Raw genomic sequence first — 20,460 nt, 5'->3', positions numbered from 1 at the left:
GCTTCACGGCGCGGCGCGGGCTGCGCTACAATATCCGCTCGGCGCCCACGATGTTTCACATGTCGGGATGGAGAGGATGAAGCCGGATTTCCGCAAGCGGGTGAAGGAACGCCTGGTGCTTTACGACGGCGGCATGGGGACGATGCTGTTCGCGGCGGGGCTTCTCGACGGCGAGTCACCGGAGGTGTGGAACTGGGAGAAACCGGAGACGGTCGAATCGGTGTACCGCGCCTACTACGACGCGGGGTCGGACGTGGTGCAGACCAACACCTTCGGCGGCACCCCGATCAAGCTGTCGGAGCGCGACCTGCAGGACCGCACCTACGAGGCCAACTCCCTGGCGGCGAAGAGGCTGCGGGCGGTCTGCCCCGAGGGGTGCTACGCCGCCGGCGACGTCGGACCGATCGGCAAGTTCATGAAGCCGATGGGGGAGTACACGAGAGAGGAGTTCGACGCCTCCTTCGAGGCGCAGATCCAGGGGCTCGTGGAGGGGGGCGTCGATCTCATCTCGATCGAGACGATGTACTCGCTCGAGGAGGCGCTGTGCGCCCTGCGGGCGAGCCGCAAGATCTCCGACCTGCCGGTGTCGGTCTGCATGACGTTCGACAAGAACCCGCGCGGCTTCTACACGCTGATGGGGGAGACCGTGCCCCACTGTCTTGCGGTCCTCAAGGACAACGGCGCCGACATCGTCGGCAGCAACTGTTCGCACGGCAGCCCGGTGTTCATCGAGCTGGCCCGCATCCTGCGGGACAACACCGATCTCCCGGTGATCGTGCAGCCGAACCGGGGCAAGCCGATGCTCGAGAAGGAGACCATGGTCTACAAGCAGACGGTCGAGGAGTTCGTGACCGATGCCAGGACGATCGCCGGGCTGGGGGTGAACATCTTCGGGGGCTGCTGCGGCACGACGCCGGAGTTCATCGCCGGCGTGCGGCGGGCGCTCGAGCCGCCCGCCCGGGGCGCCGTCAGCGGAGAGGGGGCGCCGTGAGTCTCCTGTCCACCTTCCGGCCACGGGTCCAGATGCTATCCGAGGAGTTCATCGACCGCATCATCGACGAGGCGTTCGAGGTCCTGAGCGAGATCGGTCTGCAGTTCGAGCACCCGAAGGCGCTGGCCCTGCTCGGGGAGCACGGTCAGCGCATCGACGCTGCGAACGAGCGCGCCTACCTGAGCCGCGACTTCATCGAGAAGGCGATCAAGACGGCGCCGAAGAGCTTCAGGATCTGGAACATCACCGGGGACGCGTCGATCGAGGTCGGTGGCGACAACGTCACCTACGACCCGGGCTCCGCGGCCATCAAGATGCTGGAGGCCGACGGGACGACGCACGCCTCCACCTCGTCCGACTTCGTGCGGCTGGCGCGTCTCGTGCACCAGCTCGGCAACATCCGCGCCGCCTCGACGTCCCTGGTCCCGCACGACGTGCCGAACGAGGTGTCCGACTTCTTCCGCCTCTATCTGCTGGTGCAGAACTGCAACAAGCCCCTGATCACCGGCCTGTTCCGCGAAGAGTCGTTCCCGGCCATGCTCGAGCTCATGACGATCGTGCGCGGCTCCGAAAAGGCGGCGAGCGAGAAGCCGATGGCGATCTTCGACGCCTGCCCGTCCTCCCCGCTGCGCTGGAGCGTCCTGACCTCCGAGAGCATCATGCAGTGCGCCCGTTACAACCTGCCGTCCGAGATCATCTCCGTGCCGCTGACCGGGGCGACCGGCCCGGTCACCCTGTCCGGGACGCTGGTCGTGCACACGGCCGAGAACCTCGCCGGCATCGCGCTGGCGCAGGCGGTGCGCGCGGGGGCGCCGGTGGTGTACGGCGGGGCGCCGTGCCTCATGGACATGCGCGCCGGGCAGACGCCGTTCGGATGTCTCGAGACCTACATGATCGACTGCGCCTACGCGCAGATCGGCAAGCGGTTCGGGTTCCCGATCCATTCCTACATGGGTCTGTCCGACTCGAAGCGGGTGGACGCGCAGGCGGGGTACGAGACCGGCACGGGCGTCATCCTGGCCGCCCTCGCCGGAGTGAACATCGTCTCGGGCGTCGGCATCCTCGACTTCATCACCTGCCAGAGCCTCGAGAAGCTCGTGATCGACAACGAGCTGTGCGGCATGGCCTACCGGATGATCGACGGGATCCGTCATCGTCACGAGAAGATGGCCCTCGACTTTCTCCCGGAGGCGGTGAAGCAGGGGCACTTCCTCGGCCATCCGACGACGCTGAAGCTGTTCCGCGAGGAGTGCTACATGCCCGGCAAGGTCGTCGACCGCGCCTCGGCCCGGCAGGGGGGCGGCGGGCCTACCGACTACGAGCGCGCCGGCGCCGTCGTGAAGGACCTGCTCGCGAAAGAGCCGTTCCGCCTGCCGGAGGAGACGGTGCGCGCGCTCGACGCGGTGGTCCTGCGCGAGGCGCGGGAGTTCGGCATGGAGACGCTGCCGGCCCTGGCCGGCTGACCATCACCGGCCCCCCGCGAGACCCTCGGCCATGTCCCAGATCCGCGTGTCCGATCCGCTGCCCGTGGAAGTCTCCCGCCCGATGGTCCTTCTGCGTCTCGGCTACCGCCGGCCGGCGCAGGTCCCGGAGCGGACGGCGCGCCTCATCGACGAAATCATGGAGGCGGGGCGCGCCCTCCTCAGGCCGCGGGCCATCTACGGCGTGTTCGACACGGAAACCCGGGAGCCGGACGTCAGCCTCGTCGGCGGAGCATTGCGCGCGGCCAGCCGGTCGCTGCACGAGCGCCTGCGCGGCTGCCGCAGGGCGGTCCTGTTCGCGGCCACCATCGGCGCCGAGGTCGAGACCTGGTGCCAGGGTCTCATGCAGGAAGGGCAGATGACCCGCGGTCTCCTGGCCGACGCGTTCGCCAGCAGCGCCGCCATCGCGCTCGGCCTCGAGGTGGAGACCGTGGCCGCAAGCCTCCTGGCCGAGGAAGGGCTCACGGCCACCAAACGTTACGCCCCCGGCTACGGGGACTGGTCGCTCGAGAGCCAGAAGCCGCTGCACGCGCTCCTCGACGCCGCGCGGATCGGCATCACCATCACCGAGGACTTTCTGATGCTCCCGGCCAAGTCCATCTCCGGGGTGATCGGCGGACGCTGAGCCGCGGCCTTTTTCCTAGGACGGGACCTCGGCGCCCGGCGCCTCGTCTCCCGTGCGCAGCGGCAGGACCGTCATCGCCAGCCCCTTCCACTGCAGGCGCCTCTGGACCTGGTAGGCCGTCTCGTTGTGCAGGATGCGCTGCCACCAGCTCTCCCGCTTCCAGATCAGCTTGCCGCCGAAGAACATGACCCGCCGGTACTTCTTCGCCAGGTTGACGCAGACGCGATAGATGCCGTCGACCGGGTCGGTCGTCACGGTGGTGGCCGAGGCGGCGTTCCAGCCGATCCGGCGCGCCAGCTCGACATATTTCGCGAGCGACTCCTCTACCTGGTCGCGCAGCGCGCTGATCTCCTCCTTCCCCTTGAAATGACCCGAATCGATCACGGCGACCGACACGAAGATGACGTTCTTGAAAAAGCCCGGGAACATCTTCTGAACCAGCAGGAGCAGGTGGATCCCGACGCCGCCGAAATCCCTCACCAGGAGGACGGCCGTCGGCTTGGACGGATCGGGCTCGCCGCCGGGGCGGTCGGCGGGCGGGAGATCGAGCAGATCGCGATCGAGCAGGCGGACCTGGCCCTCGACCGACCGGTAGTGCGCCCGGACCCAGACGCACCCCACGACAAGGACGCAGGTGATCACAAGCGTCTTCCACGCCCCCTCCCCGAATTTCTCGACGACCATGATGGAGAGGATCGTCAGGCAGAGCACGAGGCCGAGAACGTGGACCGAGATGTGACGGACCCAGTTCTCCTGCTCGCGCCGCCCGCTGAACCAGAAACGGCACATCCCCATCTCGGTGAGCGAGAAGGTCGCGAAGACGTTGACCGAGTACATCACGACGAGGACATCGACGCTCCCGCGCGTCAGGAGCAGGAGCGCCATCGCCGAAAAGCCCATCAGGAGAACACCGTCCTTGGTCGTCAGCCGGTCCGACAACGAGGCGAAGCGGTGGGGGAGCCAGGAGTCGACGGCCATGTTGGACATGACGCGCGGCCCGTCGATGAAGCCGGTCTGGGCCGCGACGAACAGCAGGGCGGCCTCCGACGCGATGGTCAGCTTGACGAAGATCCAGCCGAGGGGAAGGCCGCCGGGCATCCATCCGGCCGCGAACCGCTCCGCCAGGACACCGTTGAGCGTCTTGCCGACCTGCTCGGCCGCCGGCAGGGAGAAGAAGCCCTGCACGTCGAACAGCAGGTAGCAGACCAGGATGCCGCCGGCGGTGAAGGCCAGCGAGGTCGCCATGTAGAGCATCGTCCGGCGCCCGGTCGCCACCTTCGGCTCGCGCATGATGGCGATTCCGTTCGACACCGCCTCGATCCCCGTGAAGGTGCCGCCGCCGAGCGCGAAGGCCCGGATGAAGATCGCCAGGAGACCCCAGATCCCGAACGTGCGCCAGCCCGCGCCCAGCCCATCGGACACCTGCCCCACGACCTCCGGGACCCGTCCGAGGTGGCTGCCGATCCCCAGGAGGATCAGGATCAGGTGGGTGACCACGAACACCAGAAAGACCGGCATCACCGCTTCGACCGATTCCTTCACGCCGCGCAGGTTCATGATCAGGAGCGCCGCCAGCACGACGAGCTCGCAGACGATCTTCAGATCGAAATTGGCGCGCAGCGCGCGCGGGAGCAGGTCGAAGATCGCGTCCCCGCCGGCCGCGACCGACACGGTGATCGTCAGGACGTAATCGACCAGGAGGGCGCACCCCGACACCACACCGGCCCGCGGACCGAGCAGCTTGGTGGCCACCACGTAACCGCCCCCGCCGTGCGGGAACTGCTCGATGACGCGGCTGTAGGCGTACGAGATCACGAACACGGTGATGACCGTCGCCAGCGCCAGGAAGATCGCCAGGTACCACTGGCCTTCCAGCGCTCCGGTCGAGGGGTTTCTCACCAGCAGGTTCTTGAACGCCTCCGCGGGACCGTAGGCGGAGGAGGACAGGCCGTCCGCCCCCAGGCCGATCCAGGCCAGGAAGGCCATCAGGGAGATCTTGTGGAAGATGCTCGGGTCCTGGACGTCGCGGGGCGCACCGAACAGCCTGCGCCACAGGCGCCCGACCGGGGAGGGCTGCTCGAACGGATCGATCGGTATCCGAGGTTCCTTGGCCATCCAGGCCTCCGCGGGGGGCGCGGTCCGCTGGCGCCTCCCTCACCAAGCCTGCGAGGTTAGCTGACGGGCTCGAGGGTGAAGGTCCCCGGCGCTCGCGCGCTCCGCCCCTCTATCCTGGGTCCCCCGCTCCTCCCGGGAGGGAGGATTCGGCTACGGGGCTCGTTATCTACGCTTCCGGGACGCTCCTGTCAAGGGAGGCGCGAACGGCTCAGGAACCGGCCGCAGCGGCCCGGACATTAAAAAGGGAGTGGCCGCAGCCACTCCCTTCGGAAACATCTTGTTTGATTGGTGGCGGGGGCGAGATTTGAACTCGCGACCTTTGGGTTATGAGCCCAACGAGCTACCAGGCTGCTCCACCCCGCGTCAGGAGACCGCATTATAGGCGGCCGTCTCCGGCGCTGTCAATCGAAGCAGGGGACGGCGGGTTTCTGAGACGCAGCGACCGGAAGATCAGCGCGGCGGGGAAGGCGTCGCCCCTGCCTCCGGCTCCTGGAACAGGAACAGGATTTCGCCGGGGCGCGTGAGACCGAACTCCTCGCGGGCGATCTGCTCGATTCGGTATGGGTCGTGCCGGAGATCCCCGATGTCGGCGGCGAGATGGTCGTTCGTCTGGTGGAGCGTCTTCACCTCCTCACGCAACCGTGCAAGGAGGACCCGCTGCCGGTGTCCCTGGATGAGCCCCATGTCCCCGAACAGGGAGTTGAACGCGAGGGACAGGGCGATGAACCAGAACAGGACGAGGAGGGCCTTGCGGCGCAGGTCGACCGGTGGGGCCTGGGTCGCGCTTTTCATCGATGACCGCCGCGCGCCAGGGCGGCGCGTCCGGGATAGCGCGCGCGACTCCCGAGATCCTCCTCGATGCGCAGGAGCTGGTTGTACTTGGCCACGCGCTCGCCGCGCGCCGGCGCTCCGGTCTTGATCTGACCGAGGTTGAGCGCCACGGCCAGGTCGGCGATGAAGGTGTCCTCGGTCTCGCCGGAGCGGTGCGACAGGACCGTGCTGTAGCCGGCGGAGCGGGCCGTGGCGATGGCGCGCAGGGTCTCGGTGAGCGTGCCGATCTGGTTCGGCTTGATCAGCACGGAGTTGGCCACCTTCTTCTCGATCCCCTCCCGGATGATCGCCACGTTCGTCACGAAGATGTCGTCGCCCACGAGCTGCACCGCGTCTCCCAGAGAGCGGGTGAGGAGCCCCCAGCCCTCCCAGTCGTCCTCGGCCATGCCGTCCTCGATCGACAGGACCGGCTGTCGGCGGACCAGGTCGGCGTAGAACGCCACGAGCTGCTCGGCGGTGCGCTGCTGGGGGCTCTCGCCGGGGAGCCGATACGCCCCGTCCTTGCGCAGCTCAGTCGCCGCGACGTCGAGGGCGATACCGACCTGCTCGCCGGGCTTGTAGCCGGCGGCCTCGATGGCGGCGACGACGGCGTCGACCGCGTCGGCGTTGCTCTTCAGGTCCGGGGCCCAGCCCCCTTCGTCGCCGCCCCCCGTGCGCAGGCCCCGCTTGCGCAGGATGTCCCGCAGGGCGTGGAAGATCTCCGCGCCCATGCGCAGCGCCTCCCGGAACGTGTGCGCCCCGACCGGGACGACCATGAATTCCTGGATGTCGACATTGTTGTCCGCGTGCGCGCCGCCGTTGAGGATGTTGAAGAGCGGCACCGGCAGGTCGCGGGCCCCGTCGCCGCCGAGGTGACGGTACAGCGGCAGCCGGCGCGCGGCGGCGGCGGCGCGCGCGGCCGCCAGCGAGACGCCCAGGAGGGCGTTGGCGCCGAGCCGCGAGGAGTCTTTGGTGCCGTCGGTCTCGCGCAGGCGGGCGTCGACCGCCTCCTGCGCCACGGGATCGAGATCGCGCACGGCGGGGGCGAGGATCTTGACGACGTTGTCGACGGCGCGCAGCACACCCTTGCCGCGGAAGCGCGCGGCGTCGCCGTCGCGCAGCTCCAGGGCCTCGCGCGAGCCGGTGGAGGCGCCCGACGGGACCGCGGCCCGGCCGAAGGTGCCGTCGTCGAGATGGACGTCCACCTCGACCGTCGGGTTGCCCCGGGAGTCGAGGATCTCGCGCGCCTTCACGTCGCTGATGTACGCCATCCGGCTGGCCTCAGGTGAGAAGAGCCCGCCCCGCCGCCAGCAACGATCCCAGCGCCTTCGGCGTGCGCGCTTCGGCGTAGCACCGCACCAGCGGCTCGGTGCCCGAGGGCCTGAACAGGATCCAGGATCCGTCGGTGAAGATCATCTTGCGGCCGTCGCTGGTGTTCAGACTCGCGACGCGGCGTCCGGCGAATGAGGACGGTACGTCCTCGAGCCTCCGCGCCAGGCGCTCCCGTGCCGCGGCGTCGATATGATAGTCGATGCGGCGGCTGTGGAGCGGCCCGACCTTCTTGAACAGGTCGCGCACCTGGTCCCGGATCGACCGGCGGCGCGCCGCAACCATCTCGGCGGCGAGGAGCCCCGCCAGAATACCGTCCTTCTCGGGGACGTGGCCGCGCACGCTGAGACCGGCGCTCTCCTCGCACACCAGGAAGGCGCGGCGCGACGTCAGGTACTCGCCGAGGTACTTGAACCCGACCGGCGTCTCGTAGAGCTTCCTCCCGTGGTGGGCGCAGATGGCGTCGAGCAGGTGCGTGGTGGCGACGGACCGGCCGATTCCGCCCGGCATCCGTCTCTCCGTCAGCAGATAGTCGGCCAGGACCGCCAGGAACAGGTTGGGAGGGACGAACACACCGCCCCGATCGATGATGCCGAAGCGGTCGCCGTCGCCGTCGGTCGCGAGGCCTAGGTGCAACCGTCGCGAGCGCACCAGGCGGGCGAGCGGTCTGAGCTGTTCCTCGCCGCAGTCCGGTCCCGTGCCGCCGAAGCGGGGATCGGCGGTGTCGTGGATCGCGGCGACGGTCCGCGCCGCGGTTCGGGCCAGGCCGCCGAGGTAGGCGATCGACGCGCCATGCCGGGGATCGAGACCCAGCGTGAGGCGCCCCCGGCGGACCGCGTCGAGTCGCACCAGCCGGCCGATCTGGCGGAAGTAGGCGGGGCGCATGTCGAGCTCGCGGATCCGGGCGGCGGCCGGCGCCCGGCCGCCTGCGCCAGCGTCCTCCGAATTGACCCGCGCCTCGATCTCCCGCGTCACCTCGGGCCGGGCGGGAGCGCCGTCGGCGGTGGAGAATTTCAGGCCGTTGTATTCGGGAGGATTGTGGCTCGCGGTGATGTTGATCCCGCCGGCGCGCCGGCCGCCGACGATGGCGAGGGCGATCGCGGGGGTCGGCACCGGGGCAGGGGAGAGGAGGACCGCGATGCCGCGCGCCGCCAGGACGTCGGCCGCTTCTTTCGCGAACCGGTCGGACAGGAAGCGCGTGTCGAAGCCGACGAAGACGCCCCTCCCGGCCGCGCCATCCGCAAGCAGGCCGGTGGCGATCGCGGAGGCCACGCGCCGCACGTTGGCGACGGTGAATTCCTCGGCGATCACCGCCCGCCAGCCCGACGTGCCGAAGCGGATCAGCGCTCCCAACCTTGACTCCCCCTGCAGGCGGCCACTATAATCGATGGCGTGAGCGAGCCCTCCGTCATCCTGGTTTTCTGCACAGCCTCAACCGAAAAGGAAGCCGTCGAGATCGCCCAGGCGCTGGTGGAGCGCGAGGAAGCGGCCTGCGTGAACGTCGTGCCGATGATCCGCTCCGTCTACCGCTGGAAGGGAAAGATCGCCTCGGAGAACGAGCACCTGATGATCGTCAAGACGACGCAGCCGCTCCTCGAGGACGTGAAAAAGACGGTGAAGGAACTGCATTCCTACGAGCTCCCCGAGATCCTCGCCGTGTCGGTCGACGACGGCGACAAGAACGCGTTGAACTGGATCGCCAGCGTGGTCAAGGGCGGCCGCGAAAACTACTGATCCGGCGGCTTTTGCTCGGGTGTCTTCGCGGCCTGCGGGGGCGTCGACAGCGCCGCCGGGACATTCGCACGCTCGAACGCCTTGTAGAAGCACTCCGCCATCAAGAGCTTCTGTCCTTCCTCGGTCATGTAGATCTTTTCCATCTCCTTCAGATACATCCCCGGCGCGCGCCGCGGTGCGAAGAGGTTCGCGAAGCGAATCAGCGCGGTCACGTCTTCACGCGGCATGCTCTTGGCGTTGGTGACCTCTTTCCGCAGACTCTCAGCAAGAGCGCTCATGATGCCGACACCGATTTCCACGTAGGTTTCCCGTTCACGCGGGACCATCGCCTGCCAGAGCGTGACGTCCGGTCGGGGCGGCTTCAGCCCCAGGGCAGCCCCGGACGGGGGGCACGGCGGCGTGGGTGATGGTGCGGGCTGCTTCGAGGGGGGCGGATTCTCGAAGAGCGGAGGCTCTTCCTGTGCGAGAAGCGGCCCACTGAACGCCGCGAGGATCAGGGCGAATAACAGAATGGTTCGTCTCATCGTCGATCTCCTCCGGAACGTCCGGGCGGGGCGCGCCATGAAGGCGCGTGCCGGCTCGACATTCTAGCGGCCGCCGCCCCCCGCAGCAAGTGCCTCTCCGAGGCGGGGCAACCGGGTGGCCCTATGCGGCGGCGAGACCGCGATCGAGGTCGGCGAGGATGTCGTCGACGTCCTCGCAGCCGACGGAGATGCGCACGAGGGAGTCGGTCAGCCCGAGACGGCGCCGGTCCTCCGCCGGGACGGAGGCGTGCGTCATGGTGCTCGGCTGGCAGATCAGCGTCTCGATCCCTCCGAGACTCTCGGCCAGGGCGCAGAGGCGGAGAGGCGTGAAGAAGCGCGCCGCGGCCTGGTCCGATTTCAGGTAGAAGGAGATCATGCCGCCGAATCCGCGCGTCTGCCGGCGCGCCAGATCGTGCTGCGGGTGGGAGGGCAGCCCGGGGTAGAGGACGCGCTCGACCTTCGCGTGGGACTCGAGGAAGCGGGCCACCTTCTGGCCGTTCTCGTCGTGCGCGCGCATGCGCAGGGGAAGCGTCTTGATGCCGCGCAGCACCAGCCAGGAGTCGAAGGGGGAGAGGATGGCGCCCACCGAGTTCTGCACGAACTTGATGCGCTCGGCGTGCTCGTCCCGCGCCAGGATCACGGCGCCCCCGACGCTGTCCGAGTGGCCGTTGATGTACTTCGTCGTGCTGTGAACGACGATGTCGGCTCCGAGATCGATCGGCCGCTGCAGGCAGGGCGTCAGGAAGGTGTTGTCCACCACGCTCACGAGCCCGCGCGCGCGGCACATCGCCGCGATCTGCGCGATGTCGGTGAGGATCATCATCGGGTTGGTCGGGGTCTCCACGTACACCATGCGGGTGTTCTTCCGGATCGCGCCCTCGACGGCGTCCGTCCTGGAGGTGTCCACGTAGGAGAAGGTGAGACCGTAGTCCTCGAGGACGCGGGCGAACAGCCGGTAGGTGCCTCCGTAGACGTTCTGGCTCACCACGACGTGGTCGCCGGACTTCACCAGGGTCATCACCGCGCTGATCGCCGCCATGCCGGAGGCGAACGCGTAGGCTGCCCGGCCTCCCTCCAGGGTCTGCAGGTTGGCTTCCAGGGCCGAGCGGGTCGGGTTGATCGTCCGCGCGTAGTCGTATCCGGTGCTCCGGCCGGGCGATTCGTAGACGTACGTGGAGGTCTGGTAGATCGGAGTCATGACCGAGCCCGTCGAGGGGTCGGGCACGACACCCGCGTGGATGGCGTCCGTGGCGAATCCCATCAGGTCACCTCGTCGTAGATCCCCTGGCTCAGGTAGCGCTCCGAGCCGTCGGAGAAGAGTGTCACGATCTTGCGTCCCGGGCCGATCTGCTCGGCGACGCGCGCCGCGGCGAACGCCGCGGCCCCGGAGGAGCCTCCGACCAGAAGACCCTCGCGCCGCGCCAGGAGACGCACCGTGGCGAAGGCATCGCGGTCGGTGACCGCCACCACTTCGTCGATCAGATCGCGCTCGAGGATTTTCGGGAAGAACGAGTTGCCGATCCCCTCGACCTTGTGCGGGGCGGCCGTTCCTCCCCCCAGAACCGACCCCTCCGATTCGACCAGGACGGCGCGCACGCCGGGGTTGCGCTCCTTGACGTAGCGCGTCACCCCGGTGAACGTCCCGCCGGTCCCCGCACCGAGGACGAGGGCGTCGATCTTGCCCTGCATCTGCTGCCAGATCTCCCGGCCCGTCGTGCGGTAATGGATCTCGGGGTTCGCGGGGTTCTCGAACTGCTGCGGCAGGAAGGCGCCGGGCGTTGCCGCCACGATCTCCTGGGCGCGCTTGACCGCCCCCGGCATGCCGTCCTCGGTGGGGATCTCGACGAGCTTCGCGCCCAGGGCCTGCATCAGCTGCTTCTTCTCGCGGCTGTATTTCTGCGGCACGACGAGCACGACCGGGTAGCCCCGCAGAGCGCCGACCAGCGCCAGGCCGATCCCGGTGTTCCCGGCGGTCGGCTCGACGATCGTCGCGCCCGGCCGCAGACGGCCGCGCTTCTCGGCGTCGAGGATCATCCCCAGGGCCGCCCGGTCCTTGACGCTGCTCCCCGGGTTCAGGAGCTCGAGCTTCGCGAACAGGGAAGCGGCCCCCGGCCGGTCGAACGAGCGCAGGTGCAGGATCGGCGTTTCACCGATGAGGTCGAGGGCCGATTCGCAGACTTGCAGCCTGGACACGGGGAGTCAGTGAGTCTCAGTTGTTGTCGTGCGGGTGACCGTGTCCCTTGGGCTTGTCGTGTCCCTTCGACTTCTCCGGGCCCCGGTCGCGGGAGTGGTACCTGCCGCGATTCCTTTCCGCGACGTACTGCTCGACGGTGATCCCCCGGTTGCGCTCGGTGATGATCGTGTACGGTCTGACGTGGTGGTAGCCGGCCGCGACCTGCAGCTTCGCCAGCTCGTAAACGTCCCGGTCGCGTATCTCGAACCTCTCGCCGCGCGGGTGCTTGCGCCAGTAACCCCACGCCTTGCCGTACGGGGGACCGGGGTCCCGGTCGAGACCGGCGAACAGGACCGCCGGGGAAATGTTCAGGCGGAACATGATGTCCGACCAGGATTCGCGGTCGAGCCGCAGTCTCAGGATGTCCTGGGGAGATCTCCTCGAGGTCCGCGCCAGCAGCTGGATGACAGGGTAGTCGTTGACGGGGTCGGGGCAGCGCTGCAGCACGTCCACCGCGATCGCCGGGGGCGGGGCAAAGTAGTCGTTCGTGACGTTGAGAAAGATGCGGGCGTCGTCGCGCAACCCCAGGTCCAGCGTCGCGTCGTAGAACACGCCGGCGCGGGCGGAAACGACCGACGCGGCGAGAGCGACCGCGAGCGCGGCCACGAAACGAGCGGCGGTCAGGGGTCGTGGTCGTGCGATTCGACACTCGCTCATGGACAGCCTCCTCTTCCGGGTGGATCGAGCTACCGGGTCTCGAGCGCGATATGGAACTGGTCCGCCTGCTCCAGACGGGCCGTGACATCCTTGAAGTCGATGGTGAACTGCGCGTTGCTGCCGGGATCGATCGTGCCGAGCGTCGTGCCGGCCGATCCGACGCCGATCAGCTTGGCGTCCTTGTCGTAGATCGCGACCGCCAGACCGACACCGGCCTGCCGGGACGAGCCATTGGCCACCTTGACGGTGGCCTTGTAACCGGTCTTGACGCGCAGAAGCGTGGCCGGCCACTCGAAGCGGATGGTCTCCACGCGCACGTCGCCGACCGCGAGGTCGAGCGACAGCCACTTGTTGCCCTCGAACTTGTAGCGGCCGGAGTTGGTGTCCGCCAGGGCGGCCGGAACGAAGGCGGCCAGCACGAGCACGGCGCCGGCGAGCCGGAGATTCATGTGGCGCATGGGTCTCCTCTCAGTCCTGGAACTGGATCTGCTTCACGGACGAGTTGACGATGAAGATGCGTGTGTTATTCTCCTGGGGATCCGCCGGGATGAAGTAGAAACCCCGGTGGTTGGCGGAGTACTCCTCCGTGAACCCCCAGAGCCTCTCGCCATCCTTGAACTCGACGATCGTCTTCTGCCCCTGCGGCGCCTGGACGCCGAAGCGCTTGGCCCGGTCGACCTGACGGCGCGCGGAGCCGTAATCCCTCACGTAGAACAGCGCCTTCAGGTCATCGAGCCGGATGGTCGTCGGGATGCCACCCCCCTCGCTGGGCAGGAGGTGGAACAATTCGCCGTCCGGTCGGAAATCCTGCGTGTAGCCACGCTGGGTCTTGCCGTCCTTGAAATGGGCCACGACCTTGTCTTCCATCCGAGCCTCCGCTGCGAAGGTCAGAAGCGGTGCGACGATGACGATTCCGTGATCCGGATTAGCGGGATGCCGTGATGTATGCGCTCCCGTCCACGCACCGGATCGGCTGACCGCTGACCAAGACTTCCATCACGTTCTGAAGTATCTCACAATCTCCGGATCCGGCGCCCGAGATGAGGCTGATGCGGCCCGGGGCGGCGTTGGGATCGTTCGGGGGGACCGGCGGGCCCGGGATCGTGGTGGCGGCGGTGAACCCGAGAGTCAGGAGCGTCGTGTCGCTGTTGACGCTGGCGGTGGGGCAGTTGGGAAGGGCGGCGACCCCGAGGAGCAGGACGCCGGTCGTGTCGGCGTCGGCATTGACCGAGCACAGCGGATCACAGCTGGAGCAGGTCGGAGAGTTCGGGAAGCAGCACTGGCCGAGGACGGACGGGTTGACGGCGAAGACGTCGCTCACGTTCACGAGGAGCGGATCGAAGTGGAACTCGAGCGTGTACGCGTCGAAATCGATCGGAGTGCCGGTGCCGTTGTGCATCTTGACGTCCATCGTGACCAGGTCGCCCATCGCCGATGTTCCCTCGAGGAAGACCGCCGGGTCGGGCGTTCCGGGGAACGGGACGATCGTGAGCCTCGCTTCGACCGGCCGGATGCGGTTCTCGGTCTTGTTGTGGCCGCCGCAGGCGGGCATGAGGAGCGCGACGAAGAGGGTTGCGGCGCAGAGCCGTGTGAACGGCGGGCCGGAGAGGGGAGGCGTCGAGGTCGTCCTCCGGCGTGTCCAAGTTTGAAACATTCCGCGATCGGGCCTCCCATGCCCTGCAATCCCGGGAGTATACCGGGGCGCCGGGCCTCCGGCAAGGAAACTCCGCGGCCACGGGCGCCCGGGCGCGGTGAAGAGGCAGCGCGTCCTCGCACTTTGCTATAATCCGCCGCCCGGGAACCCGGCGGCGCGTCACACGGCCGGGCTCCTTCGACTCCACCGCGCGGTCCCGGGTGTGCGGCGGGCTCCCCGAGGTCCCGATGACGCCTCTCTTTCGTTCCACTGCACTGGCAGGGATCCTGGCTGCCTCGGCGGCGCCCGGTTTCGCGCAGGAGATCCGGTTCAACGTCGTGCCGTACCGCCTCGACAACGGGCTCAAGGTTCTGACCCTCGAGGACCACTCCGTTCCGGCGATGAGCTATTACACGTTCTTCCGCGTCGGCTCGCGCGACGAGCGTCCGGGCCGGACCGGCATCTCCCACTTGTTCGAGCACATGATGTTCAACGGAACGAAGAAATACGGCCCCGAGGTGTTCGACCGCACCCTCGAGTCGAAGGGGGGGGCCAGCAACGCCTACACCACCGAGGACATCACCGTGTATTACGAGAACTTCCCGTCCGAGTCGCTCGACACGGTGGTCGATCTGGAAGCGGACCGGATGGCCGGCCTCGCGCTCACCGACGAGAGTCTCAAGCGGGAGAGGGAGGTCGTGAAGGAAGAGCGCCGCCTGACGACCGACAACGACATCGCAGGATCGATGTTCGAGCTTCTGGGGGGGGCGGCGTATCTGGCCCACCCGTACCGGTGGCCGGTGATCGGCTGGCCGGCCGATCTCGACGCGATCACCGTGAAGGACTGCGACGAGTACTTCCGCGTCCATTACACGCCCAACAACGCCACCCTCATCCTGGTCGGAGACTTCAAGCCGGACCGCGCGATCGCCCTCATCAGCAAGGCGTACGGCTCGATCACAGCGCAGCCCGCGCCGCCCGCCGTGATCCGCGACGAGCCCGAGCAGCAGGGTGAACGCCGGGCCGTGCTGAAGCGCGCGGCGCAGCTGCCGGCCGTCGCCCTGGCGTACCACGTGCCGGCGACCTCGGCCGACGACGTGTTCGCGCTCGACCTCCTGCAGATCGTCCTCGGGGAAGGGGAGTCGTCGGTGCTCACCCGGAAACTCGTGTACGAGAAGGAGCTGGCGACGCGCGTCGAGGTGGAGAACATCTGGCGCATCGACCCGTCGCTGTTCGTGGTCTACGCCGAGGCCAAGCCGGGGGTTGCGATAGGGACTCTCGAGGGCGCGCTCGCGGCGGAGGTGGAGTCGCTGGGGCGCCAGGAGGTGGCCGACACGGCGCTGCAGAAGGCCAGGAACATCCGCACCACGACGGAGGTCAAGGCGCTCAAGACCAACGCCGGCAAGGCCGAGCGGCTCGGCATGTTCGAGACGTACTTTGGAGCGTACACCCGGTTGTTCACGGTCCTGAAGAGCTACGAGGCGATGACCAAGGCCGACCTCCAGAAGGCGGCGGCCCGCTACCTGCGTCCCGACAATCGCACGGTCGTGACGCTCGTGCCGGCCGAGGCCGACGGGGAGACACGGCCATGACGGGCCGCCGGCGTTTCGCGCGGGCCGCCTTCGTCCTCCTCCTCCCCGGCGCATGCATGCTCCTGGCGGCCGCCCCCGCGCCCGCTCCGGCCGCCGGCGGCGCGACCGGCTTCCGCGTGCCGGCCCCCGTCAGGATGGTTCTCAAGAACGGCCTGACGGTCCTGGTCCTGGAACGGCATTCCATCCCGCTGGTCCAGCTGAGGCTCATGGTGAAATCGGGCTCGGCCGCCGACCCGGCCGGCAAGGAAGGGACGGCCGCCCTGACGGCCCGTCTCCTGAAGCGGGGCACGAAGAGCCGCCCGGCCGGCCAGTTCTTCGAGGAGGTCGAGTTCGTGGGGGGCTCGATCGATACCGCGGCGGGGATCGACGCCTCGTTCGTGCACGGAGAGTTCGCCACCCGCGACCTCGAGATCGGATTCAACCTGATCGCCGACCTCGTCCAGAATCCGGTCTTCCGCCAGGAGGAGTTCGAGAAGGATAAACGACTCGCTCTGGCGGACATCGTCGGACGACTCGACGACCCCGGGGTCGTCGCCCGGCTGGCGTTCGCCTCCTGGCTGTACGGGGCCCATCCGTACGGCCGGCCGGTGGACGGGACGGAGCGTTCCGTGCAGGCGATCACCCGCGACGACGTGGCGGGATTCTACGAGACGCGTTACGCGCCCAACAACGCCGTGCTCGCCATCGTCGGGGACATCGACGCGGCGCAGGCGGTACTGAGGGCGGAGCGCTACTTCTCGGCGTGGAAGCGGCGCGCCCTCCCGGAGACGAAGATTCCCGAGGTGACCGCCGTGCGCGGCCGCAGGGTCCTGCTGGTGGACAAGCCGGACGCCACGCAGAGCCAGGTGCGCTTCGGGAACACCGGGATCAGGCGCGCCGATCCCGATTACTTCCCGATGCTGGTGGGGAACACGGTCCTCGGGGGGGGATTCACCTCGTGGCTGGTGAACGAGGTTCGCGTGAAGCGCGGCCTGACCTACTCGATCGGCAGCCGGCTGGACGCCCTGCGCGCGGGAGGGAGCTTCTGCGTCTCGACCGCCTCGAAGAACGCGAGCGTGATCGAGGCGATCAATCTCTCCCTCGATCAGATGCGCCGCCTGCGGGGGGGTGAGCTGCCGGACCAGGACCTGGACAAGGCCCGCAGCTACCTCGCCGGGTCGTATCCTCTCGGCATCGAGAGCCCGGACAATCTGGCGGCGGAGATCCTGAACGTCGAGCTCTTCGGGCTCGAACCCGACTTCATCAACGGGTACCAGAAACGTGTGCGGGCCGTCACGTCCGATGCGGTGAAACGAGTCGCCGCGCGCCGGCTGCCGGTCGACGACCTCGCCCTGGTCGTGGTCGGCCCGGCGCAGGTCCTCAAGAAGGATCTCGAGACGCTCGGCCCGGTCACCGTCCGTTCCCTGCAGTCCGCCCTCGAGGCGAACCCCCCGGCGGAAACCCCGGCGCGCTGAAAGGAGGAGCGGCCGAGGACCGGCCGTCTCACGGGGACGCGGCGCCCTGCGCCAGCGACAGTCCCTGCATCGCCAGCTGCGAGTCGGGCTGGTAGTGAAGGGCGCGGCGGAAACGAGCCGCCGCCTCCGCCCGATCGCCGCGCGCCAGGCGGATCCAGCCGAGGTGCGTGTAGATGTGGAACAGGGGCGGGTCCTCCTTCAGGAGGCGGTCCTCGTCCTGCAGCGCCTCGCTGTCCCTCTTCAGCCCGTACAGCGCGTCGATCCGGATGACCCGCGCGATGTACGAGCCCCCCTGCGCCAGCGCCCTCTCCGCCTCGGCCAGGGCGCGCGCCGCGTTCTCGTGACGGATGGCGCCCCCCCTGTAGAGAGCCGGGTCGAGCAGCGTGTAGCCGTCCCGCTCCGCCACCCCGGCCCACGGACCGTCGGCGCGCAGGTAGATCACCGCCACGTCGTCGAAGAAGACCGGCGTCCAGCCCTTCAGCCGATGCACCGCGGCCGCGGCGGTCATCATCCCCTGGTTGGGCCACTCGAGCAGAATGGCTGCCGCGTCCAGGCGATCGAGCAGGGCGTCGAGCGCATCGGCGTCGCTCAGCGCGCGGCTGTACTGGCGGTACAGATCCTCTCCGTAGACGTCGTTCCTGGAGTCCATCGCGACGCGCACCGCGGGATACAGGCGGTCGATGAGGTAGCCCCCCGAAGCGTAGGTGTTGAAGACGTTGCCCCGCACCCCGATGCCGGCGAGATAGTCCGCGGCGGCCACCGGGATGTTCCGGCCGATCCCCAGGCCGGGGCTGCGGCGCATGGCGGGGGAGTACGGGTAGCCCATGACGGCGAACCACGCCGCGACAAGGAGGAGCGCCGTCGCGATCCAGGGAAGGAGCGAAGGCCGCCTGCCGTCTCCGCGCGCCGCCGTGAAGGCGGTCATGACCCCCGGAAAGGTGGCCAGGGCGAAGTCTGCGACGTTCCGGTTCATCCGCAGAGACAGGATCAGGAACAGGGCGAACACCAGAACGGCGAAGGTCGCGCCCTGCGGCAGCGGGTGCCCGCGCCGCCAGCGCGCGGCGACGAGGCCGAAGGAGAGGATCCCGAAACCGATCCACGCCAGGTAGTACAGGGCCATGTAGGTGGAGGCGTAGGGACTGGGCGTCAACGTGCCGTTCCTGAAGTCGAACGCGACGAGAGGGGGGAGCCACTCGTAGATCTCGCCCATGAAGGAGGTTCCTGTGAGCGCGAACGGGAATTTCAGGAGCCTCGGCCCGTAGGGGTTCACGAGCGAGACCAGCACCAGTCCGATGGCCAGCAGGCCGAGCGAGGCGGCCTCACGCGCCGGTACCGGCGCGACGGAGGACGGCGATGCGCCGCGGGTCGTCCCGAGACCGGCGCGACGCTCGAGGAACCGATCGAGCGCTGTGGCCGCCGCGGCCAGCGCGACGATCACCGGGCCGAGGACGAAGCCGCCGTGCAGATTCGCCCAGATCGTCTGAAGCAGGAGGAAAGCCCACACCGGCGCGCGCAAGCCCCGGCGCCGCCGCGTCAGCAGCAGCAGGAAGGCGGCGATCATGAGAGACGTGAAGATGTGCGGTCTCTCCATGAATCGCGAGGCGGCGAGGATCAGGACGAACGCCAGCGCCGGGAGCCCCGTGTCCGGAGGAACGCCGGTCTGGCGGGCCGCGGCATAGAGCAGGGCGGCCACCGCGATCCCGACCAGCGCCTTGAGCAGGATCAGGCCGTTCCAGCCGGCCGCGGCCTGCACCAGTTTGAACACGACGCCGGCGAGCCACTCGTGGGCGATGTACGGGCGTCCGCGCGCCAGGGCCGAGTAGTCGTCGACGCGCGGAACGCTTCCTGTCTTCAGGATCGTCTCGCCGGTCTTCAAGTGGATGAAGAGATCGTTGTTCGTGATCGGAGTGAGGGTGAGGGCCAGCAGCAGGAGGAGGAGGGCCAGGAGGGCGGCCGCCTCGCCGCGGCTGATCGGGCCGGGCGTCACGCGGAGCCCTATTTCAGCCGGGAGGCGATGAGGGCGTTCGCCGCCTTGCCGTCGGCGCGGCCGCGGTGACGGGCCATGAACTCCTTCATGGCACGGCCGAGGTCCTTCTTCTCGCTGATCGCCAGATCCTTCAGGAGGGCATCGACGGCCGCGGCCATGTCCTCGGCGCTCATCGCGGCCGGCAGATAACGCTCGATGACGGCGATCTCCGCGCGCTCCTTGTCGGCCAGGTCCTTGCGGCCTCCCTTATCGTAGTGCTCGATCGCCTCGCGGCGCGTCTTCACCGCCCGCTGCAGAAGGGTCAGGTAGTCGTCCTGGGTCAGGTCGCGCTTCGCGTCGATCCGCGCGTACTGCACCTGGGAGATCAGCATGCGCAGCGTTGCCATGGTGATCGCGTCCTGACGCCGCATCGCCTGCGTCAGGTCAGCCTTGAAGGTCTCGATCATCCGCCCCTCCTTGCCGTCCGCATCATAAGTGGTCACGGGTGTCCCGTCCAGAGGGGGCGCGGCGCGGGGCTGTTCGCGCGCGCGGCACGGGTCCGGTTCGCTGCGCGAACCTCCCCTCGCTTCGCCACGCGCCGCCCACCGCGCTGGGGAGCGCGCGGCGGGGCCCCGGCGCGCGGTCTCAGACGACCGCGCGGGGGAAGGGCCCCGCGCCGCGTGTGTTCAGACGACTGGGTGCGCTGGCCTTCGGCTGCGTGGCTACACTATAATGCCGCGCTTTCGCCCGGGGTGAAGCGGGCGAAGGCTGGGTCTTCGAGGTCGGGGCGTGGACGAGCCGCGGGGTGGGGAACAGAGCGGGACGCAGGGGGCCGGACGGCCGCCGGCGCAGCCGCGCCTCGCCAACCTGGTCGTGGTGGCCGGTGCCGTCGTCCTGATCGGTCTCGTGGCGTTCGCCCTGTACCGCAAGAGCCACACGGGTGCTCCCGGCGCGGCGCCCGAGCCGTCGGCCACCCCGGCCCAGGCGGGCACGGAGAACCCGGCGCAGGGTACGCCCATCTCGGCCCCCCTTCCCGTGCGACTGTCGCCGGAAGCCAGCATCATCGCGGAGCGCTACCGCTGCGTCTGCTCCTGCAACGATCTCCTGAATGTCTGCACCTGCAGCAAGACTCCGGGATCGCGTGACATGCGTCTGTATGTGCAGGAGCTGGTCAACGCGAAAAAGACCGGCCAGGAGATCGACGCGGCCATGGTGGGCCGCTACGGATCCGGCGTCCTCGTCGCCACCGCCACGCCCACGCCCACCCCCTCACCCTCGCCCACACGCGCCAGGAAGAAGCGCACGCGGTAGGATTC

The 20,460-nt window shown here is 68.7% G+C and carries 20 protein-coding genes, 1 tRNA gene and 1 riboswitch; of the genes, 7 read left to right on the top strand and 14 right to left on the bottom strand.

The window, feature by feature from the left end; genetic code table 11:
- Positions 1-76: 76 nt before the first annotated feature.
- From VEW47_01205 to VEW47_01195, 3 genes are read left to right on the top strand one after another with little or no spacing between them, the layout of a single operon-like run.
- The gene (locus tag VEW47_01205) at positions 77-991 is read left to right on the top strand and encodes a homocysteine S-methyltransferase family protein (protein ID HYS03784.1); all 915 of its coding nucleotides are present in this window, start codon (positions 77-79) and stop codon (positions 989-991) included.
- Complete coding sequence (locus VEW47_01200) at positions 988-2,454, top strand: trimethylamine methyltransferase family protein (protein HYS03783.1); 1,467 nt, start codon at positions 988-990, stop codon at positions 2,452-2,454. The genes VEW47_01205 and VEW47_01200 overlap by 4 nt, the downstream gene beginning before the upstream one ends.
- 31 nt (positions 2,455-2,485) lie before the next feature.
- Positions 2,486-3,097, top strand: coding sequence for a vitamin B12 dependent-methionine synthase activation domain-containing protein (locus VEW47_01195; protein ID HYS03782.1), 612 nt, complete (start codon positions 2,486-2,488; stop codon positions 3,095-3,097).
- A gap of 15 nt (positions 3,098-3,112) precedes the next feature.
- Here the strand turns inward: VEW47_01195 and VEW47_01190 are convergent, their stop codons facing one another.
- From VEW47_01190 to VEW47_01170, 5 genes are all read right to left on the bottom strand, one after another.
- Positions 3,113-5,212, bottom strand: coding sequence for an APC family permease (locus tag VEW47_01190; protein HYS03781.1), 2,100 nt, complete (start codon positions 5,210-5,212; stop codon positions 3,113-3,115).
- A gap of 31 nt (positions 5,213-5,243) precedes the next feature.
- A riboswitch (cyclic di-AMP (ydaO/yuaA leader) is annotated at positions 5,244-5,374 on the bottom strand.
- Positions 5,375-5,498: 124 nt separating this feature from the next.
- Positions 5,499-5,575, bottom strand: a tRNA-Met gene (locus VEW47_01185).
- 87 nt (positions 5,576-5,662) lie between these two features.
- The gene (locus VEW47_01180; protein ID HYS03780.1) at positions 5,663-6,004 is read right to left on the bottom strand and encodes a septum formation initiator family protein; all 342 of its coding nucleotides are present in this window, start codon (positions 6,002-6,004) and stop codon (positions 5,663-5,665) included.
- Positions 6,001-7,293, bottom strand: coding sequence for a phosphopyruvate hydratase (gene eno, locus VEW47_01175; GenBank protein ID HYS03779.1), 1,293 nt, complete (start codon positions 7,291-7,293; stop codon positions 6,001-6,003). Before eno ends, VEW47_01180 begins: the two co-directional genes overlap by 4 nt.
- A 10-nt stretch (positions 7,294-7,303) precedes the next feature.
- Complete coding sequence (locus VEW47_01170) at positions 7,304-8,704, bottom strand: phosphoglucomutase/phosphomannomutase family protein (GenBank protein ID HYS03778.1); 1,401 nt, start codon at positions 8,702-8,704, stop codon at positions 7,304-7,306.
- Positions 8,705-8,743: 39 nt separating this feature from the next.
- On the opposite strand from VEW47_01170, the gene cutA reads away from it, so the two are divergent.
- Positions 8,744-9,085, top strand: coding sequence for a divalent-cation tolerance protein CutA (gene cutA / locus VEW47_01165; GenBank protein HYS03777.1), 342 nt, complete (start codon positions 8,744-8,746; stop codon positions 9,083-9,085).
- Here cutA and VEW47_01160 read toward each other — a convergent pair.
- The 7 genes from VEW47_01160 to VEW47_01130 all read right to left on the bottom strand — a co-directional run bounded on the left by VEW47_01160 (position 9,079) and on the right by VEW47_01130 (position 14,153).
- Positions 9,079-9,609, bottom strand: coding sequence for a hypothetical protein (locus VEW47_01160; protein HYS03776.1), 531 nt, complete (start codon positions 9,607-9,609; stop codon positions 9,079-9,081). The genes cutA and VEW47_01160 overlap by 7 nt on opposite strands.
- 121 nt (positions 9,610-9,730) lie before the next feature.
- On the bottom strand, positions 9,731-10,870 hold the full coding sequence (locus VEW47_01155; protein HYS03775.1) for a PLP-dependent aspartate aminotransferase family protein: 1,140 nt from the start codon (positions 10,868-10,870) through the stop codon (positions 9,731-9,733).
- The gene (cysK, locus tag VEW47_01150; GenBank protein HYS03774.1) at positions 10,870-11,793 is read right to left on the bottom strand and encodes a cysteine synthase A; all 924 of its coding nucleotides are present in this window, start codon (positions 11,791-11,793) and stop codon (positions 10,870-10,872) included. Before cysK ends, VEW47_01155 begins: the two co-directional genes overlap by 1 nt.
- Positions 11,794-11,818: 25 nt before the next feature.
- Positions 11,819-12,499: a hypothetical protein gene (locus VEW47_01145; GenBank protein HYS03773.1), complete on the bottom strand. Its 681-nt coding sequence runs from the start codon at positions 12,497-12,499 to the stop codon at positions 11,819-11,821.
- 29 nt (positions 12,500-12,528) lie between these two features.
- Complete coding sequence (locus tag VEW47_01140; protein ID HYS03772.1) at positions 12,529-12,957, bottom strand: hypothetical protein; 429 nt, start codon at positions 12,955-12,957, stop codon at positions 12,529-12,531.
- A 10-nt stretch (positions 12,958-12,967) separates the two neighbouring features.
- A complete protein-coding gene (locus VEW47_01135; protein HYS03771.1) occupies positions 12,968-13,366 on the bottom strand; it encodes a hypothetical protein in 399 nt (132 codons plus the stop codon).
- A gap of 58 nt (positions 13,367-13,424) precedes the next feature.
- Entirely contained in the window at positions 13,425-14,153 is a 729-nt protein-coding gene (locus tag VEW47_01130; protein HYS03770.1) for a hypothetical protein, read from the bottom strand.
- Positions 14,154-14,380: 227 nt separating this feature from the next.
- Between VEW47_01130 and VEW47_01125 the strand changes: the two genes are divergently transcribed.
- Both VEW47_01125 and VEW47_01120 read left to right on the top strand, forming a co-directional pair.
- Positions 14,381-15,724, top strand: coding sequence for a pitrilysin family protein (locus VEW47_01125; protein HYS03769.1), 1,344 nt, complete (start codon positions 14,381-14,383; stop codon positions 15,722-15,724).
- A complete protein-coding gene (locus VEW47_01120) occupies positions 15,721-17,178 on the top strand; it encodes a pitrilysin family protein (protein HYS03768.1) in 1,458 nt (485 codons plus the stop codon). The genes VEW47_01125 and VEW47_01120 overlap by 4 nt, the downstream gene beginning before the upstream one ends.
- A gap of 28 nt (positions 17,179-17,206) precedes the next feature.
- Here the strand turns inward: VEW47_01120 and VEW47_01115 are convergent, their stop codons facing one another.
- Both VEW47_01115 and VEW47_01110 read right to left on the bottom strand, forming a co-directional pair.
- The gene (locus VEW47_01115) at positions 17,207-19,165 is read right to left on the bottom strand and encodes a hypothetical protein (protein ID HYS03767.1); all 1,959 of its coding nucleotides are present in this window, start codon (positions 19,163-19,165) and stop codon (positions 17,207-17,209) included.
- 8 nt (positions 19,166-19,173) lie between these two features.
- Complete coding sequence (locus VEW47_01110; protein HYS03766.1) at positions 19,174-19,647, bottom strand: GatB/YqeY domain-containing protein; 474 nt, start codon at positions 19,645-19,647, stop codon at positions 19,174-19,176.
- 286 nt (positions 19,648-19,933) lie between these two features.
- Here VEW47_01110 and VEW47_01105 point away from each other — a divergent pair, with 286 nt between their 5' ends.
- The gene (locus VEW47_01105) at positions 19,934-20,455 is read left to right on the top strand and encodes a cytochrome c-type biogenesis protein CcmH (protein HYS03765.1); all 522 of its coding nucleotides are present in this window, start codon (positions 19,934-19,936) and stop codon (positions 20,453-20,455) included.
- Positions 20,456-20,460: the final 5 nt, after the last annotated feature.

The organism is Candidatus Dormiibacterota bacterium, from assembly GCA_035635555.1.
Taxonomy (GTDB): domain Bacteria; phylum Acidobacteriota; class Polarisedimenticolia; order Gp22-AA2; family Gp22-AA2; genus Gp22-AA3.
Note: the sequence above shows the minus strand (reverse complement) of the source record. Positions and strands in the feature narration are given on the sequence as shown.